This window comes from Xanthomonas sp. 3058, from assembly GCF_014199765.1.
GTDB lineage: Bacteria > Pseudomonadota > Gammaproteobacteria > Xanthomonadales > Xanthomonadaceae > Xanthomonas > Xanthomonas campestris_B.
The window spans coordinates 324,612-341,499 of the sequence record NZ_JACHOF010000001.1; the positions used below are offsets into that span (position 1 = coordinate 324,612).

Genomic DNA, 16,888 nt, shown 5'->3' on the forward strand with positions numbered 1-16,888 from the left:
CGCGGGCGCGCTGTTCTGCGACATCGCCGGTCCATGCACTGGCGACCGCGTCACGCAGGAGTCCGTTACCGAACAGGGGGAGGCCAGGTTTCATATGCTTGTCCCTGCAGTTGACCGCACGGTTGCGGCCCGACAACAGATACACCTGCCTGCTGGGCCACCTTTCGACCAAGTTTCCTTGTAAAACCAGCCACTTACTGTTTACACGAGGTTCACCCTGATGCGCTTGACCGCCAGTGCGATTGCCGAACAATTTGGGTTGACCGTCGTCGGCGATGGCGCCATCGAAGTCGATGGCGTCGCCACCCTGGCGCATGCCGGCGCAGGACAACTCAGCTTTCTGTCCAATCCGCGTTATCGGGCACAGTTGAGCCAGACCCAGGCAGCGGTGGTGGTCTTGCGCGCAGACGATGCGCCGGACGCACGCGGGACTGCACTGGTCGCCAAGGATCCCTACACCGCGTTCGCCAAGATCGCGGCCTTGTTCGATGTGGCGCCGGTGCGCGCACCGGGCATCCACCCTTCTGCGGTGATCGACCCCAGCGCACAGGTCTCGCCAACCGCGCATGTCGGCCCGTTCGTCAGCATCGGTGCGCGCAGCCGCGTGGGCGAGGGCTGCGTGATCGGTACCGGCAGCATCATCGGCGAAGACTGCGTGGTGGATGACGGCTGCGAACTGCTTGCCCGCGTCACCCTGGTCACCCGCGTGCGCCTGGGCAAGCGGGTGCGGATTCATCCCGGCGCAGTGATCGGCGCCGACGGCTTCGGCCTGGCGATGGATGCCGGCCACTGGATCAAGGTGCCGCAGCTGGGCGGTGTGGTGATCGGCGACGATTGCGAGATTGGCGCCAACACCTGCATCGACCGCGGCGCGCTGGAAGACACCGTGCTGGAAGAAGACGTGCGCGTGGACAATCTGGTCCAGATTGCGCACAACTGCCACATCGGTGCGCACAGCGCCATCGCCGGCTGCACCGGCATTGCCGGCAGCGCCAGGATCGGCCGCTATTGCCTGCTTGGCGGGCATGTCGGCGTGGTCGGCCACCTGGAGATCTGCGACAAGGTCGTGATCACCGGCAAGTCGGTGGTGCGCAATTCCATCCATGAGCCAGGCGAGTATTCGTCCGGCACCCCTCTCACCGACAATCGCACGTGGCGCAAGAATGCCGCGCGCTTCAAACAACTCGATGCGCTGGCAAGGCGCATCCTGGCTGTGGGCAAGGAGAACGCATGAGTCACCCCGTTTACGAGCTGCCGATCGACGTCAGCCAGATCCAGACGCTGCTCCCGCACCGTTACCCGTTTTTGCTGGTCGACCGAGTGCTGGAACTCGATCTGGAAACCAAGTGGATCGTGGCGCAGAAGAACGTCAGCATCAACGAGCCGTTCTTCCAGGGCCATTTCCCGAGCCGTCCGGTGATGCCGGGCGTGTTGATCATCGAAGCGCTGGCGCAGGTCGGTGGCGTGATGACCCAACTCGGCCTGGGCCGCGACGCGTTGTCCCAGCTGTTCTACATGGTCAAGGTGGACAATGCCCGCTTCAACAAGCAGGTGATCCCAGGCGATGTGCTGATCATGGAGGTGCAGATGAAGCGCCTGATCCGCAACGTGGGATGCTTCTATGGCGAGGCCAAGGTGGATGGCGAAGTGGTGGCCAGTGCCGAGGTGATGTGCGCTGGCGCCAGGTAACCACCCGCTCCCGGAGTGAGACACGATGCGTGATTCGACACCTTTGATCCATCCCACCGCCGTCATCGATCCATCGGCCACGCTGGCCGAGGATGTGCGCGTGGGTGCGTTTACGCTGATCGGCCCCGATGTGCAGATCGGGGCGGGCACCGAGGTCGGGCCGCATTGCTCGATCCACGGCCCGACCCGGATCGGCCGCAACAACCGCTTCATCGGCCACGCCGCGATCGGCGGCGAACCGCAGGACAAGAAATACGCCGGCGAGCGCACCGAACTGGTGATCGGCGACGGCAACGTGATCCGCGAATTCGTCACCATCAATCGCGGCACCGGCGGCGGCGGCGGCATCACCGTGGTCGGCGACGACAACTGGATGCTGGCCTACACCCACGTGGCGCACGACTGCCATGTCGGCAACCACTGCGTGTTCTCCAACAACACCACGCTGGCCGGCCACGTCACCGTGGGCGACTACGTGATCATCAGCGGCTTCGCCGGCGCGCATCAGTTCTGCCGGATCGGCGCGCACGCCTTCCTGGGCATGGGCGCGCTGACCAACGGCGACGTGCCGCCATTCACCATGGTCGGCAGCGAATCGCTCGGCCGCCCGCGTGGCATCAACAGCGAAGGTCTGAAGCGTCGCGGCTTCGATGCCGAGCGCATCGCCGCGATCAAGCGCGCCTACCGCACGCTGTACGTCACCGGCCTGCCGCTGGCCGACGCCAAGGCGCAGCTGGCCGAACAGGCCAAGAGCAGCGAGGACGTACGCGGGCTGCTCGCGTTCATCGACGCGGCGGAAAGGCCGTTGTTGCGATGAAGGCCGGGAGCCGGGATTCGGGATTGGAGATGGAAAACCTCCACGCCACACCGGGCGAGGCCGTGCACGACACGCTGGCCAATCCCCAATCCCTAATCCCCAATCCCCGCTCCCCACGCATCGCCCTGATCGCCGGCGAAGCCTCCGGCGACATCCTGGGCGCGGGGTTGATCGACGAATTGCGTCGTCGCTACCCGGCTGCCGAGTTCGTCGGCATCGGCGGCGATGCGATGCGCGATGCGGGCTGCCAGACCTGGTTCGATGCCAGCGAGCTGGCGGTGATGGGGCTGACCGAAGTGCTGCAGCACCTGCCGCGGCTATTGAAGCTGCGCCGTGCATTCCGGGAGCGTGTGCTGGCATGGAAGCCGGACGTGTTCATCGGCATCGACGCACCCGATTTCAATCTTTCGGTCGAGCGCTGGCTCAAGCAGCGTGGCGTGCGCACCGTGCATTACGTCAGCCCCTCGGTGTGGGCGTGGCGCGAGAAACGGGCGGAAAAGATCGCTGCCAGCGCCGATCTGGTGCTGTGCCTGTTTCCGATGGAACCGCCGATCTACGCCAGGCATGGCATCGACGCGCGTTTCGTCGGCCACCCGATGGCCGACGACATCGCCTACCAGGCCGACCGCGACGCTGCGCGCGCCGCGCTGGGCCTGCCTGCCGCCAGCACCGTACTGGCGGTGCTGCCCGGCAGCCGACATGGCGAAATCAGCCGGCTGGGCGATACGTTTTTTCAGGCTGCCTGGCTGGTGTCCCAGCAGTTGCCCGACCTGCAGGTGCTGGTGCCGGCAGCCAACCCGGGCTGCAAACCGGTGTTGACCGAACAGCTATCACGCTCGTCGCTCCCGGCGGCGCGCACGCACCTGCTCGACGGCCAGGCGCGCACCGCGATGCTGGCCGCCGACGTGGTGCTGCTGGCCTCCGGCACCGCCACGCTGGAGGCGATGCTGGTCAAGCGCCCGATGGTGGTCGGCTACAAGGTCGCGCCGCTGACCTACCGCATCGTCAAGACGCTGGGCCTGCTCAAGGTCAACCGCTACGCGCTGCCCAACATCCTGGCCAACGACGACCTGGCCCCGGAGCTGATGCAGGACGACTGCACCCCGGAACGGCTGTCCGCTGCGCTGCTGGACTGGTTCACGCACCCGGACAAGGTTGCCGCCCTGCAACCGCGTTATCTCGCCCTGCACGCCGAGCTGCGCCGCGATGCCTCCGCGCGCGCGGCCGATGCGGTGGCCGGGCTGCTTGAATTCAGGGATTCGGGAGTGGGCATTCGGGATTCGGCAGGAGCAAAGGCGTGAAAATCCTGGCTCCGCGCGCGCAGAAGGATGGAGATAACACAGACATCAGCCAGTCGCCGTTGTTTGGCCAATCCCAAATGCCCAATCCCCAATCCCGGCGCTTGATCGCCGGCGTCGACGAAGCCGGCCGCGGGCCGCTCGCCGGGCCGGTGGCGGTGGCTGCGGTGGTGTTCGACCCGAGCAAGCCGCGCATCAACGGGCTGGACGATTCCAAGCAACTGACTGCCGAGCGCCGCGAGCAGTTGTATGCGCGCATCGTCGAGCGGGCATTGGCCTGGTCGGTGGTGTTGATCGACAGCGAGGAAATCGACCGCATCAATATCTACCAGGCGACCATGCTGGGTATGCGGCGTGCGGTGGAAGGGGTGGCGCATGTGGCCGGGTTTGCGCGCATCGACGGCAACCGGGTGCCCAAGGGGCTGCCCTGCCCGGCCGAGGCGCTGATCGGCGGCGATGCGCTCGACCGCGCCATCATGGCCGCCTCGATCGTGGCCAAGGTCACCCGCGACCGCCTGATGCATGCGCTGCACGCGCAGCATCCCGAATACCGCTTCGACCAGCACAAGGGCTACGCCACACCGGTGCATCTGGCCGCGCTGCGCATCCATGGGCCCTGCCCGCAGCATCGCCGCAGCTTTGCGCCGGTGCGGCGTGCATTGGGAATCGACGGGTCGCAGTCACCGTGGGACGCGCCCTGCGTGGCCCCGGCCGATGGCCTGCTGCTGGCCGACTGACCGACCGCCCCCAGGCCGACCTGGCCTGGTAGTGGCGCCATCCATCCATTCGCGCGCATGCGGCCAGTGCGACCATGGCTGCTAGCATCGAGTCCCGCACGCGAAGCCCCGCACGGCCCCGATCCGCGCAATCGCCACCGCTGCACTCCACGCAGCTAGCCAACGCCTGAATCGGCCACACCGCCCAGCCCCCGTGGCAGCTGGCCGCGGCGCCACACAGAAGCTGTCAAGCCTTGTTCGGCCCGGCCACGCTCGCTACCCTGACCCCGCATTATTCCGGTCTCGCATGTCCACTTCCCGCTTCGTCCATCTGCACGTCCACACCGAGTTCTCGCTGGCGGATTCCACCATCCGTGTGCCCGAGAAACCGGATCAGGCTGACCCGAAAAAGGCCCAGCAGGCCAACCTGCTCAGCCGGGCGGTCGAGCTCGACATGCCCGCGCTGGCGGTCACCGACCTCAACAACCTGTTCGCGCTGGTCAAGTTCTACAAGGCCGCCGAAGGCGTGGGTATCAAGCCGATCGCCGGCGCCGACGTGATGATCGCCACCCCGGACATGACGCCCTGGCGCATGACCCTGCTGTGCCGCGACCGCGAAGGCTACCTGAGCCTGTCGCGGCTGCTGACGCGCGCCTGGATGGAAGGCCACCGCCCCGAAGGCGGCGTGGCGATCCACCCCGAATGGCTGCAGAGCGGCAACGCCAACCTGTTCGCCCTGGCCGGGCGCGAGAGCCTGGCCGGGCGCCTGTTCGGCGAAGGCCGTGCGGATCTGGCCGAGCAGCAACTGGCCGACTGGCAACGCGTGTTCGGCGATGGCCTGCATCTGGAACTCACCCGCACCGGCCGCGAGGGCGAGGAACGCTTCAACCAGTTCGCGCTGCATGCAGCCGGTGTGCGCGGCCTGCCGGTAGTGGCCAGCAACGATGTGCGCTTTCTGTACGCCAGCGACTTCAATGCGCACGAAGCACGCGTGTGCATTTCCTCCGGCCGCGTGCTGGACGATCCCAAGCGCCCGCGCGAGTACAGCGACCAGCAGTACCTGAAGTCCGGCGACGAAATGGCCGCATTGTTCGCCGACGTGCCCGATGCGATCGACAACACGCTGGCGCTGGCGCAGCGCTGCAACGTCGAGATGCGCCTGGGCACCTACTTCCTGCCCGCCTATCCGGTGCCGGAAGACGAAACGCTGGACAGCTGGATCCGCAGCCAGGCGCGCGACGGTCTGGCCGCACGCCTGGAAAAGAGCCCGATCGCGCCCGGCAAGACCCGCCAGGACTATGTGGACCGGCTCGAATTCGAGCTGGACACCATCATCAAGATGGGCTTCCCCGGCTACTTCCTGATCGTGGCCGACTTCATCCAGTGGGGCAAGAATCAGGGCATCCCGATCGGTCCGGGCCGCGGTTCCGGCGCCGGTTCGCTGGTGGCCTGGGCGCTGCAGATCACCGATCTGGACCCGCTGCCGTACAACCTGCTGTTCGAGCGCTTCTTGAATCCAGAGCGCGTGTCGATGCCCGACTTCGACATCGACTTCTGCATGGATCGCCGCGACGAAGTCATCGACTACGTGGCGCGCAAGTACGGCCGCGAACGGGTCAGCCAGATCATCACCTACGGCACCATGGCGGCCAAGGCGGTGGTGCGCGACGCCGGACGCGTGCTCGGCTTCACCTACGGGCTGGTCGACAGCGTGGCCAAGCTGATCCCCAACATCCTGGGCATCACGCTCAAGGATGCGATGGGCGAAGGCAAGGATTCGGAGATGGCCTCGCCGGACCTGATCCAGCGCTACCAGGTCGAAGACGACGTGCGCGACCTGATGGACCTGGCCCGTCAGCTCGAAGACCTCACCCGCAACGCCGGCAAGCACGCCGGCGGCGTGGTGATCGCGCCCGAGCCGCTTTCCGAATTCTGCCCGCTGTTCGCCGAACACGACGAGGACGGCCGCGGCAAGAACCAGGTCACCCAGTTCGACAAGGACGACGTCGAAGCGGTGGGCCTGGTGAAGTTCGACTTCCTCGGCCTGCGCACGCTGACCATCATCGATTGGGCGGTCAAGGCGATCAACGTGCGCCATGCCCGCGCCGGCATCGACCCGGTCGACATCACCACCATTCCGCTCGACGACGTGCCCACCTACAAGGGCGTGTTCGCCTCGGGCAATACCGGTGCGGTGTTTCAGTTCGAATCCTCGGGCATGCGCCGCCTGCTCAAGGACGCGCGCCCGGACCGTTTCGAAGACCTGATCGCGCTGGTGTCGCTGTATCGCCCCGGCCCGATGGACCTGATCCCGGACTTCAACGCGCGCAAGCACGGCCAGCAGGAGATCGTCTACCCGGATCCGCGCACCGAAGTCATCCTGAAAGACACCTACGGCATCATGGTGTACCAGGAACAGGTGATGCAGATGGCGCAGATCGTCGGCGATTATTCGCTGGGCGGCGCCGACCTGTTGCGTCGTGCGATGGGCAAGAAGGTGCCGGCCGAGATGGCCAAGCACCGCGAAATCTTCCGCGAAGGTGCGGCCAAGGGCGGGGTGAGTGCGGCCAAGGCCGACGAAATCTTCGACCTGATGGAGAAGTTCGCAGGCTACGGCTTCAACAAGTCGCACGCGGCCGCCTACGCGCTGGTCAGCTACCAGACCGCCTGGCTGAAACGGCATTACCCGGCCGAGTTCATGGCCGCCACGCTGTCCTCGGACATGGACAACACCGAGAAGGTGGTCGGCTTTCTCGACGAGGTGCGCAACCTCGGCTTGACCGTCAAGCCGCCGCGCGTCAACGAATCGGCCTACATGTTTGAGGCCGCCAGCCCGGACACGATTCAATACGGCCTGGGCGCGATCAAGGGCGTCGGCCAGGGCGCCTGCGAAGCGATTGTCGAAGAGCGCCAGCGCGGCGGCCCCTACACCACGCTGCTGGATTTCTGCACGCGCGTGGGCACCGCAAAGCTCAATCGGCGCACGCTGGAAGCGATGATCAACGCCGGCGCGATGGACGGGCTGGGCAAGAACCGCGCCTCGCTGATGCTGCAGCTGCCGGAGGTGGTCAAGGCCACCGAGCAGATGGCGCGCGAGCGCGCCTCCGGGCAGAACTCGCTGTTCGGCGGTGCCGATACCAGCGCGCCGGCGCTGCGCCTGGACCTGCCCGAGAGCAAGGAATGGCCGCTGGGGCAATTGCTCACCGGCGAGCGCGAAACGCTGGGGTTCTACCTCAGCGGCCACCCGTTCGATCCGCACCGCGACGAAGTGCGCGAGCTGGTCGGCTGCGACCTGAGCTCGCTGGAGAAGATCCTCGCCTCGCAACAACGTGGCGGCGGCGGCGGTGGGGGCGGCGGCGATGGCGAAAAACGCGCCTGGCGCCCGGAAGTCAGCGCCATTCTGGCCGGCCAGGTGATCGGCGTGCGCCGCAAGGGCGACAGCCAGGTGTTCGTGCAGCTCGAAGACGGCCGCGGCCGGGTCGAATGCAGCGCGTTTTCCGATGCGATGGCCGAGTTCGGCCACCTGCTCACCCGCGACCGCATCCTCATCGTCAAGGGCGGCCTGCGCGAGGACGAATTCAACGGCGGCTACAGCCTGCGCATCCGCCAGTGCTGGGACTACGAGCAGATCTGCGCCGACCACGCGCAACGCCTGTCGCTACGCCTGGACCTGCGCGAGAAGCAGGCCTGGAAGCGCATCGACGCCCTGCTGGCCAAGCACCGCCCCGGCAAGACCCCCCTGCGCCTGGACCTGCTGCTGCGCGCCCCGACCGGCGGGGTCGCCGGTATGCTCGACCTCAATGGCAGCCACTCGGTGCGCATCGACCAGCATCTGATGGACAGCCTGCGCGCCGACCCGGCGGTGCGGATGGTGAAGATCAAGTACAACCCTCCGTGGGCGTGAGAATAGGGAATGGGGAATGGGGAATCGCAAAAGCGAGGCCGCCGGATAACTTGCTCTGATTCCCGATTCTCCATTCCCGATTCCTCTCCCAACCCCACCGTACGGGTTCATCGGACGCATTCCGCTACACTCCCCGCCTTACGTTGACGACACCACTGCATGAATCCTAACTACCTCGACTTCGAGCAACCCATCGCCGATCTGGAAGCCAAGATCCAGGAACTGCGCAAGGCCAGTACCGGCCCTGCAGTCAACGTGGACACCGAGGTGCGTGCGCTGCGCGACAAGTTGCGCGTCCGCACCGCGCAAATCTTCCGTGATCTCTCCGCCTGGCAGGTCTCGCAGCTGGCGCGCCACCCGCAGCGCCCGTACACGCTGGACTACATCGGCACCATCTGCGACGAATTCCAGGAACTGGCCGGCGACCGCGCCTATGCCGACGACAAGGCGATTGTCGGCGGCCTGGGCCGCATCGATGGCCGCGCAGTGGTGATCATCGGTCACCAGAAGGGCCGGGACACCAAGACCAAGGTCGCGCGCAACTTCGGCATGCCGCGCCCGGAGGGCTACCGCAAGGCGCTGCGTCTGATGAAGCTGGCCGAGCGTTTCCGGCTGCCGCTGCTAACCTTTATCGATACCCCGGGCGCCTACCCGGGCATCGGCGCCGAGGAGCGCGGCCAGTCCGAAGCCATCGCGCGCAACCTGCTGGAAATGGCCGAGTTGAAAGTGCCGGTGATCTGCACCGTGATCGGCGAAGGTGGCTCCGGTGGCGCATTGGCCATCGGCGTGGGCGACCGCACCTTGATGCTGGAATACGGCACCTATTCGGTGATCTCGCCCGAAGGTTGCGCCTCGATCCTGTGGAAGGACGCGGCCAAGGCCAAGGACGCGGCCGAGCAGCTCGGCTTGACCGCCAAGCGCCTGAAAGGCCTGGGCCTGGTCGACAAGGTGATCCGCGAACCCACCGGCGGCGCGCACCGCAATCCCGAGCAGATGGGCAAGCGCCTCAAGGCGGTGTTGCTCAACGAGCTGGAAGCGCTCGAAAAGCTGCCGGTCGAAGGCCTGCTGCAGCGTCGTTACGAGCGCCTGCGCAGCTACGGCGCCTACGAAGGCAACTGATCGGCGGTGTGCCGAGGCGATGGTGCCCAGCGCACCATCGCCAGCCAGCAAGACGATTGGCCATCATGGAAGGATCTTTTCGGATATGAGCCCGCTACTTCTCCTGTCGCTGGTATTGCAGGCCGCCTGCTGTGTGCACGTAGTGCGCAGCGGCCGCCCGCTGTACTGGATCTTCATCCTGCTGGCGTTTTCGTTCCTGGCGGTCCTGATCTACGTGTGCGTGGCAGTGATCCCCGACCTGCGCAACGACCCGACGGCGCGCCGCGGGCTGCGCAAGGTGCGTCAACGCATCGACCCGCAGCGCGAACAACGCGATGCCTCGCGTCAGCTGGATGTGGCCGACACCCCGGAAAACCGCCGCCGGCTCGCGCAGACGCTGCTGGAACAGGGCGATTACGCGCGTGCGGCCGAGCTATATCAGGGTGCGCTGCGCGGCATCTACCAGGACGACCCGGACCTGATGCTGGGCCTGGCCAAGGCCCAATACGGCCTGGGTCAGGCAGCAGACACACGCAAGACCCTGGACGCGCTGATCGCGGCGAACCCGAATTTCCGTTCGCACGACGGGCACCTGCTGTATGCGCGCGCAGTCGAAGACAGCGGCAGCATCGACGAGGCGTTGCACGAATACGAAACGCTTGCACAGGGCTATCCGGGCGAAGAAGCGCGCGTGCGCTATGCGCAGTTGTTGTTGCGCGCATCGCGCCCGCAGGACGCCAAAACCGTCTTCGCACAGGTACTGCGACACGCAGCCGCCTCGCCCAAGCATTACCAGCGCGAGCAACGCGCCTGGATCGAGATGGCACGCAAAGGACTGAGCGAGTTGGACGCCAGCGCATGATCGCCGCCTGAGGCGATACTCAAGCGGCGAAACATACAGCGTGCGCGCGCACCCTGTGTCGCCAAGACCGGGTACGCAACCAAGGGGACCAGCATGCCCAGAAAGCCCGAGATCGAGACAAGCCTGAAGGCCGAGATCGATCGCCTGCTGGACTTGTCCGCACAGGCGTTTCGCAGCGGCGCTGCGGCGGAATCGCTCGACTTGGGATTGCAGGCCTGGGCGCTGATCCCCGAGCCCAAGAACGCATGGGATTATTATCCGCAAAGCCTGTCTGCTGGCTTTGTAAAAGACTATGTCGATCTAAACGACAAGGACAACGCGTCCAAATGGATCGACGTGATGGCAACGATGTACGACGACCCGAATCACGAGGACCATCTTGTGTTGATGACCGAGGGGGAAGCGATGTTCCAGCTCGGAGACAAAAAGCGCGCCTGGTATGTTTTCGGCAGGATTTACGAGATCTACGGGAAAAAGGGATTTGTCGGACACCAGAAAACGTATCTCGAGTTCCATCTCGATGAGAAGGCAAGGTACGCATGACGCCGTGCAGGATCTCTCCAAAGATCCATCACGTCACCGTTCGCTGTTGATCCTTCGACACATAAACCGAAAGTGACGCATCGATGCATGCCGTCACTGCGTTGCCGCATGCGATCCAATGCAGGAAATCGGGACGACTGTCCGCCCCACAGCACTGCCGCTCTTGCGCGAACACGGCACCGACCACAGCCGCCTGCGGCAAGCGCATCCACCGCCCAGGCGCTGCCTCAGAACGGCTTGGCCAACACCAGCCAGATCACACCGACCAGCAGCACCACCGGCACTTCATTGAACAGCCGCAGCGCGCGGCCGCTGGGCACGGCGCGCCCCTGATCCACGCCCTTCAGCCAGCGCCCGGACACGATGTAGTGCGCCAGGATCAGCGCCACCGCAAAGAGTTTTGCGTGCAGCCAGCCACCGGCCACCATCGTCGGAAAATCGGGGATCACCCGATAGCCCTGCCACAGCACCGCACCCAACAGCAGCGCCAGACCCAGCATGCTGTGGCCGAACTTATAGAGGCGACGCCCCATCAGCACCAGGCGTGCGCGCACCGCGCTGTCGTTACCGGCCTCGGCGATATTGACCAGGATGCGTGGCAGGTAGAACACCGCCGCCATCCAGGCGATGACGAACAACAGATGGAAAGTCTTGATCCACAGATACAGGGTCATGTGCTGGCTTCGCTGGCTGGCGTAGGATGACCCGCATTTTCACCCATCCGCTTGCGCGAAAGCACATCCGTCCATGCATCAACCCGACGACAAACAGTACGACGCTCACTATTTCAGCCGCTGGTACAGGCAGGCGGGGCTGGCCGACCCTGCACGCCTGCGACGCAAGGTCGCACTGGCGGTGAGCCAGGCCGAGTACTACCTGGAACGCCCGATCCACAGCGTGCTGGATATCGGTTGCGGCGAGGCCGCGTGGCGCGCCCCGTTGCTGGCGCTGCGCCCCAAGCTGCGCTATCTGGGCTTCGACAGCAGCGCCTATGCAGTGCAGCGCTACGGACGCAGCCGGCAGATCCACCCTGCCCGCTTCGGCGATTTCGCCTGGTTGCGCCCGTGCGCGCCGGTGGATCTGCTGATCTGCTCGGACGTACTGCATTACGTGCCCACGCGCGAGTTCAATCAGGGCCTGCCCGGATTGGCCGACATGTGCGCAGGCGTGGCGTTTCTGGAGACGTTTGCCGAAGAGGACGCCTTCGAGGGCGATCACGACGGTTTCCAGGCCCGGGCGGCACGCTGGTATCGCCGCCGCTTCGCCAGTGTGGGGTTCGGCGCATTGGGATCGCACTGCTGGCTATCGCCGCAGTTGACTGCAGATGCATCGGCATTGGAGCGCGGCTAGCACGCCGGCTCCCCGCAGTCGCCTGCGGTGGGGTTGACCAGGCGCATCGACCCGAACTCGGGGCACTGCGACTGAATCCACCTGCTCGATGACTGCGACTTGCGGGGGATGGCGATACGCAATCGACAGGGATGTCTGCAGCGTGTATCTACTTTGACGTGAGTGCGAAGCGGCCTGCGGCGCGTCGGGACGATGTCGCAGTGCATCGCTGACCGCTCCCAAGCGCAGATGGATCGCATACGGTAGGCGTATACCGCATCGACACGCTTGTCGACGCCAGCCCGCACGTACGAAACACGCTCCACTTGCCTCACCGCTCGCAGCAAGGCCAACACCTCGTGATGGATAACCGACATGGCATGCTCCGATTACAATGACGCGTCCAAAATCGCGGCTGCACGCCAGGCGATACGGCAACTGCCGCGTCGCGTTGATGCTGGCGGACGCCTCGTTCACTGGCGTCGACGACGATGTGAATCCGGCTGACGCATCGACGCGACGACTGACGCGATGGATTAAACCGACCCGAGTGACCCACACAGACATGGCTTCCACTTTCTTCAGGCCTGCCGCCCTGGCGCTGGCGCTCATCATTGCCGGATCGCAACTTTGCGCGCGTGCGTCTGTGCAAACGGTGGCCGACAGTCCGGGCACATCGACTCGGCGGGAACATGCTTCGCTGCTGGATGGGAAAATCCGGTTTGACTTGCCGCCTGATTTCGTCGGCACGGCGTTGCCGCCCGATCCACCCGAGAACGGGGCTGCGGGCGTGACCGGCACCGCCTACACAAATGCGCGGCAACAGATGGTCCTCGCCAGCGAGGAGGCGTCGATGCCCGACGGTGTGCGCGTTCAGGATAACGATGCAAGGTTCCTGGACGGCGTCATGGCAAGCTTCATCGAACAGCAGCAAGCATCGTGGCAGCACTATCAACGCGCAGGCGAAAAATCCATCACCATCAAGGGATTGGGCTTGCGCCAAGTGGACGCAATCGCCAGCTTCAGCGATATCCCCATGCGCGTGACCATGCTGTTGGCGGGTTCGGGAAGGACATTGGCGCTCATCCGTATCACATCGAAAGCCGACGATGTCGACAGCCACAACATGCTGGTGTCCAACGTGCTTGATGGAATTCGGGCCGGGCGCTGATTCGACCGGCAGTTTGCAGCGGACCTGCGCATCAAGCCGACCCAGTTGACCATTACCGGTTGCGGTTGCGGACTCCGCATCGTGCCGGCGACGGCGCTGGGCGGCGTGGACAGCGTGACTGACCAGCCCACGCGCCTCAACGTCTGCCGCGTTCTGACAGCAATGCCGGCTCGACCGTGCGCAGCCCCATTAAGGTGCAAATGCGCCAAAGGGGGTATGCTGCGTGGCAGCAATGAGCCGCACGGATGGGTGGAATGCTTTATCAATTGCACGAGCTGACCCGCAATCTGCTAGCCCCTTGGGTGCACCAGGCCCAGGCGAACGCCAAGATGTTCTCCGACCCCGACAGCCTGTGGGCTTCGCTCCCGGGCGCTGAACGCATGGCCGCTGGCAACGAGTTGTTCCACCGTCTGGGCAAGGAATACGAAAAGCCGGCCTGGGCGCTCGACGATGTCGAGGTCGATGGCCACTCGCTGCCGATCATCGAACGCGAAGTATTGAGCAAGCCGTTCTGCCGCCTGCTGCGCTTCAAGCGTTTCAGCGACCATGTCGAGCTGATCGGCACGATGAAGCAGCAGCCGGCGGTGCTGGTGGTGGCGCCGTTGTCCGGCCACCACGCCACCCTGCTGCGCGACACCGTGCGCACCCTGCTGCGCAACCACAAGGTCTACGTGACCGACTGGGTGGACGCGCGCATGGTGCCGCTGGAAGCCGGTGCGTTCCGGCTCGAGGACTACATCACCTATATCCAGGACTTTATCCGCCATATCGGCGCCGAGCGCCTGCATGTGGTGAGCGTGTGCCAGCCCACCGTGCCGGTGTTGGCGGCGGTGTCGCTGATGGCGTCCAACGATGAGCCCACGCCGCGCTCGCTGGTGATGATGGGTGGCCCGATCGATGCGCGCCGCAGCCCCACCCAGGTCAACAACCTGGCCACCGAAAACGGCATCGAGTGGTTCCAGAACAACCTGATCCACACCGTGCCGTTCCCGTATCCGGGGCATGGCCGCCAGGTGTATCCGGGCTTCCTGCAGCACGCCGGTTTCCTGTCGATGAATCCCAACCGGCACGTGATGTCGCACTGGGATTTCTACACCGATCTGGTCAAGGGCGATCTGCAGGATGCGCAGGCGCATCGGCAGTTCTACGACGAATACAACGCCGTGCTCGACATGCCGGCCGAGTATTACCTGGACACCATTCGCGTGGTGTTCCAGGACTTCCTGCTGCCGCAGGGCAAGTGGAAAGTGGACGGGCAGCTGGTCAAGCCGTCGGCGATCCGCAACACCGCGCTGCTCAGTATCGAAGGCGAACTGGACGACATCGCAGGTCTCGGCCAGACCGAAGCGGTGCACGATCTGTGCACCGGTATCGATGCGGCGCATCGTCGGCATCTGGTGGTGGAAGGTGCAGGCCATTACGGCATCTTCAGCGGCCGTCGCTGGCGCGAGGTGGTGTATCCGCAGGTGCGCGAATTCATCGGCCGCTACGATGCAGACCCGGTGGGCAGCCGCGATCCAGCCACCGTCACCCCGATCCGCAAGCGCGGCAAACGCGCTTGATCGGCCGAAAAAACGCCCCTTGATCTCTCGATCAAGGGGCGTTTTTTATGGCAGATTCTTGGTTCAAGCCAGGACAGAGCCCTGCGCGGTCGCGTGATCGAGGGCGCGGTGCCCTCGCCGCTCGCGGGACACGCCGTGAACCCGTCCCTGGGGGCTCGGTGGCGGCATCCATGCCGCCACACGGCCCCGCAAGCGGCGAGGACACCGCACCAGAGAGCTGATCGGTTGTTTTCTTGAAAACATGCACACCGACCATCTCGATGGTCCTTGTCCGCTCACCGTCGCGGGACCTTACGCGGCATGGATGCCGCGTAAGCGCCTACAAGGACGTACTTGCGGCGTGTCCCGTGATGGTGGGCGGACAAGGGCCCTGCAGCCAAGCAGCAGATCAGCCGCTCTACACCTGATCTATCCGCACTCTCCAATCATTTCAAAACAACCTGGATTTCAAGTCGTAGCGTCATTTAGGTTTGTAGCGATCGCAGCCGCGTGGCGCACATCCCGCAATGACACCTGTCACTCAACTTTCGCCACTCTTGACCAGCAGATGCTTGGCGAACATGCCGTGCAGTTTGCCGAAGGCGCGCGCCAGATGCAGCGTGACAAACAGCAGCAGCACGCCCACGACAAACAACGGCAGCGTCAGCCAAGGGCTGGTGAAGTCCACGCCGTCCCAGGTCAACACCGCCATGTTGTCGAACAGCAGCGCCAGCGGAGAAGCAGCCAAGCCCAGCGACAACGACAACAACGTGGTGAATACACAGAAATAGAGGATGCCCAGTGGCAGCATCAGCAGGAAATACAGCATCGTGCTCCAGGTGCGGGCATCGGTGAACATCGCGCCGATACGTTGCAGCCAGCCTTCCTGCAACCCGGGATGTGCAGGACGACGCGGCATGCGCACTCCCAGCAGTGCCTCCACGACACGGCCTTCCACCAGCGACAACACCCGCACCGAGCCGAAGAACAGCACCAGCAATGGCACACCGATGATCAGGATCAACAACCCGGCCGACAAACTGGCGCCGGTGACGACCCAGGTGAAATAGAACACGCCGGTGAGCAGCGACAGCAGCATGTAGAACAACGCGCCGTAAGTCCGCGGATCGGCGGCAACGCCAAAAAACTTGCCCAGCCACGAGTTGCGCTTGGGCGGCAATGGCGGACGCAAGGCGCGCGTCACCGTCACTTCGGTTTCGCGGTAGATCTCGGCCACTTCATCCGGCGCACCGTAACTGCCGGCCACGTCCGCGATGACCTCGGCCTCGCTCTTGCCGCGCTGTTCGGCCAGTTCGGCGCGCAGATATTCCTCGGCGTCGTAAAGCGCGTCCTGGATCATCGCCGGGTCGGCGCCGGCCAGCGCCTGTCGCAATTGGGCCAGGTAATCGGGAATGGTGGTCGGCAGCGGATGCGTTTGCGCAATGGTCGTCATAGGTGGGTCCCTTCCAGCACTGAGTCAACGGAATCGCGGGTGGCGCGCCAGGCGGCCGTCCATTCGCGCAGGCAATCGCACCCGGTTTGCGTGATGCGGTAATACCGCCGTGGCGGACCGGATGCCGACGGCTCGACATGGCTCTGCAACAGCCCCGCCGCTTCCAGATTGCGCAACACCGGATACAGCGCGCTCTGCTTGCCGCTCAGCACGCCATCCAGGCGCTCCAGCCGCTTGGCGATCAGGTAGCCGTACAACGGCGCATCGGCCTGCGCCAGTACCGCCAACAATGCCAACGACACCGTCCCGGCACTCAGCTCCTTCTGGAATTTCCGCAGGTGGGCATCGGGCTCGGTCATCGCCATCTCCGCTAGGTCGAAGGCAATGCTATTGCGAAGTTAGGTATAGCGAATGTGCCGGTAGTCATGGACGGGATTGGCGATTCGGGATTGGAGAGTGGCAACGGC

14 protein-coding genes and 1 pseudogene are annotated in these 16,888 nt (G+C 64.8%); 12 read left to right on the top strand and 3 right to left on the bottom strand.

All coding sequences use genetic code 11. The annotated features are described in order from the left end of the window. Positions 1-220: 220 nt before the first annotated feature. The 9 genes and pseudogenes from lpxD to GGR61_RS01650 form a co-directional block, all read left to right on the top strand. Positions 221-1,234 (top strand): UDP-3-O-(3-hydroxymyristoyl)glucosamine N-acyltransferase, encoded by a 1,014-nt coding sequence (gene lpxD, locus GGR61_RS01610; RefSeq protein WP_184620245.1) that lies wholly within the window; start codon positions 221-223, stop codon positions 1,232-1,234. Further along, a complete protein-coding gene (fabZ, locus tag GGR61_RS01615) occupies positions 1,231-1,689 on the top strand; it encodes a 3-hydroxyacyl-ACP dehydratase FabZ (RefSeq protein ID WP_184405899.1) in 459 nt (152 codons plus the stop codon). Before lpxD ends, fabZ begins: the two co-directional genes overlap by 4 nt. A gap of 25 nt (positions 1,690-1,714) precedes the next feature. Next, positions 1,715-2,506, top strand: coding sequence for an acyl-ACP--UDP-N-acetylglucosamine O-acyltransferase (lpxA, locus tag GGR61_RS01620; RefSeq protein ID WP_184620246.1), 792 nt, complete (start codon positions 1,715-1,717; stop codon positions 2,504-2,506). A gap of 29 nt (positions 2,507-2,535) precedes the next feature. Next, positions 2,536-3,807, top strand: coding sequence for a lipid-A-disaccharide synthase (gene lpxB, locus GGR61_RS01625; RefSeq protein WP_260286797.1), 1,272 nt, complete (start codon positions 2,536-2,538; stop codon positions 3,805-3,807). A 44-nt stretch (positions 3,808-3,851) separates the two neighbouring features. Continuing rightward, positions 3,852-4,541, top strand: a complete 690-nt coding sequence (locus GGR61_RS01630; RefSeq protein ID WP_326520614.1) for a ribonuclease HII — start codon at positions 3,852-3,854, stop codon at positions 4,539-4,541. 286 nt (positions 4,542-4,827) lie between these two features. Next, positions 4,828-8,424 (top strand): DNA polymerase III subunit alpha, encoded by a 3,597-nt coding sequence (gene dnaE, locus GGR61_RS01635; protein ID WP_184620248.1) that lies wholly within the window; start codon positions 4,828-4,830, stop codon positions 8,422-8,424. 159 nt (positions 8,425-8,583) lie between these two features. Then, positions 8,584-9,543 carry an acetyl-CoA carboxylase carboxyltransferase subunit alpha gene (locus tag GGR61_RS01640; RefSeq protein WP_184405885.1) on the top strand — a complete coding sequence of 320 codons (960 nt, stop codon included), beginning with the start codon at positions 8,584-8,586 and terminating at the stop codon, positions 9,541-9,543. Positions 9,544-9,628: 85 nt separating this feature from the next. Continuing rightward, the gene (locus GGR61_RS01645) at positions 9,629-10,384 is read left to right on the top strand and encodes a tetratricopeptide repeat protein (RefSeq protein WP_184620249.1); all 756 of its coding nucleotides are present in this window, start codon (positions 9,629-9,631) and stop codon (positions 10,382-10,384) included. A gap of 90 nt (positions 10,385-10,474) precedes the next feature. Then, a pseudogene (locus tag GGR61_RS01650) lies at positions 10,475-10,927 on the top strand (hypothetical protein); the annotation flags it as partial. Between the two features lie 227 nt (positions 10,928-11,154). Here the strand turns inward: GGR61_RS01650 and GGR61_RS01655 are convergent. Next, positions 11,155-11,601, bottom strand: coding sequence for a CopD family protein (locus tag GGR61_RS01655; protein WP_184405876.1), 447 nt, complete (start codon positions 11,599-11,601; stop codon positions 11,155-11,157). Between the two features lie 73 nt (positions 11,602-11,674). Between GGR61_RS01655 and GGR61_RS01660 the strand changes: the two genes are divergently transcribed. The 3 genes from GGR61_RS01660 to GGR61_RS01670 all read left to right on the top strand — a co-directional run bounded on the left by GGR61_RS01660 (position 11,675) and on the right by GGR61_RS01670 (position 14,989). Beyond that, the gene (locus GGR61_RS01660; RefSeq protein ID WP_184405874.1) at positions 11,675-12,277 is read left to right on the top strand and encodes a class I SAM-dependent methyltransferase; all 603 of its coding nucleotides are present in this window, start codon (positions 11,675-11,677) and stop codon (positions 12,275-12,277) included. 373 nt (positions 12,278-12,650) lie between these two features. After that, entirely contained in the window at positions 12,651-13,427 is a 777-nt protein-coding gene (locus GGR61_RS01665; RefSeq protein ID WP_184620251.1) for a hypothetical protein, read from the top strand. Between the two features lie 254 nt (positions 13,428-13,681). Continuing rightward, complete coding sequence (locus GGR61_RS01670; protein WP_184405868.1) at positions 13,682-14,989, top strand: polyhydroxyalkanoate depolymerase; 1,308 nt, start codon at positions 13,682-13,684, stop codon at positions 14,987-14,989. A gap of 520 nt (positions 14,990-15,509) precedes the next feature. Here GGR61_RS01670 and GGR61_RS01675 read toward each other — a convergent pair. Together GGR61_RS01675 and GGR61_RS01680 are read right to left on the bottom strand one after the other, a co-directional pair. Then, entirely contained in the window at positions 15,510-16,421 is a 912-nt protein-coding gene (locus GGR61_RS01675; protein WP_184620252.1) for a sensor domain-containing protein, read from the bottom strand. Continuing rightward, positions 16,418-16,780 (bottom strand): PadR family transcriptional regulator, encoded by a 363-nt coding sequence (locus tag GGR61_RS01680; RefSeq protein WP_184620253.1) that lies wholly within the window; start codon positions 16,778-16,780, stop codon positions 16,418-16,420. The genes GGR61_RS01675 and GGR61_RS01680 overlap by 4 nt, the downstream gene beginning before the upstream one ends. Positions 16,781-16,888 lie beyond the last annotated feature (108 nt).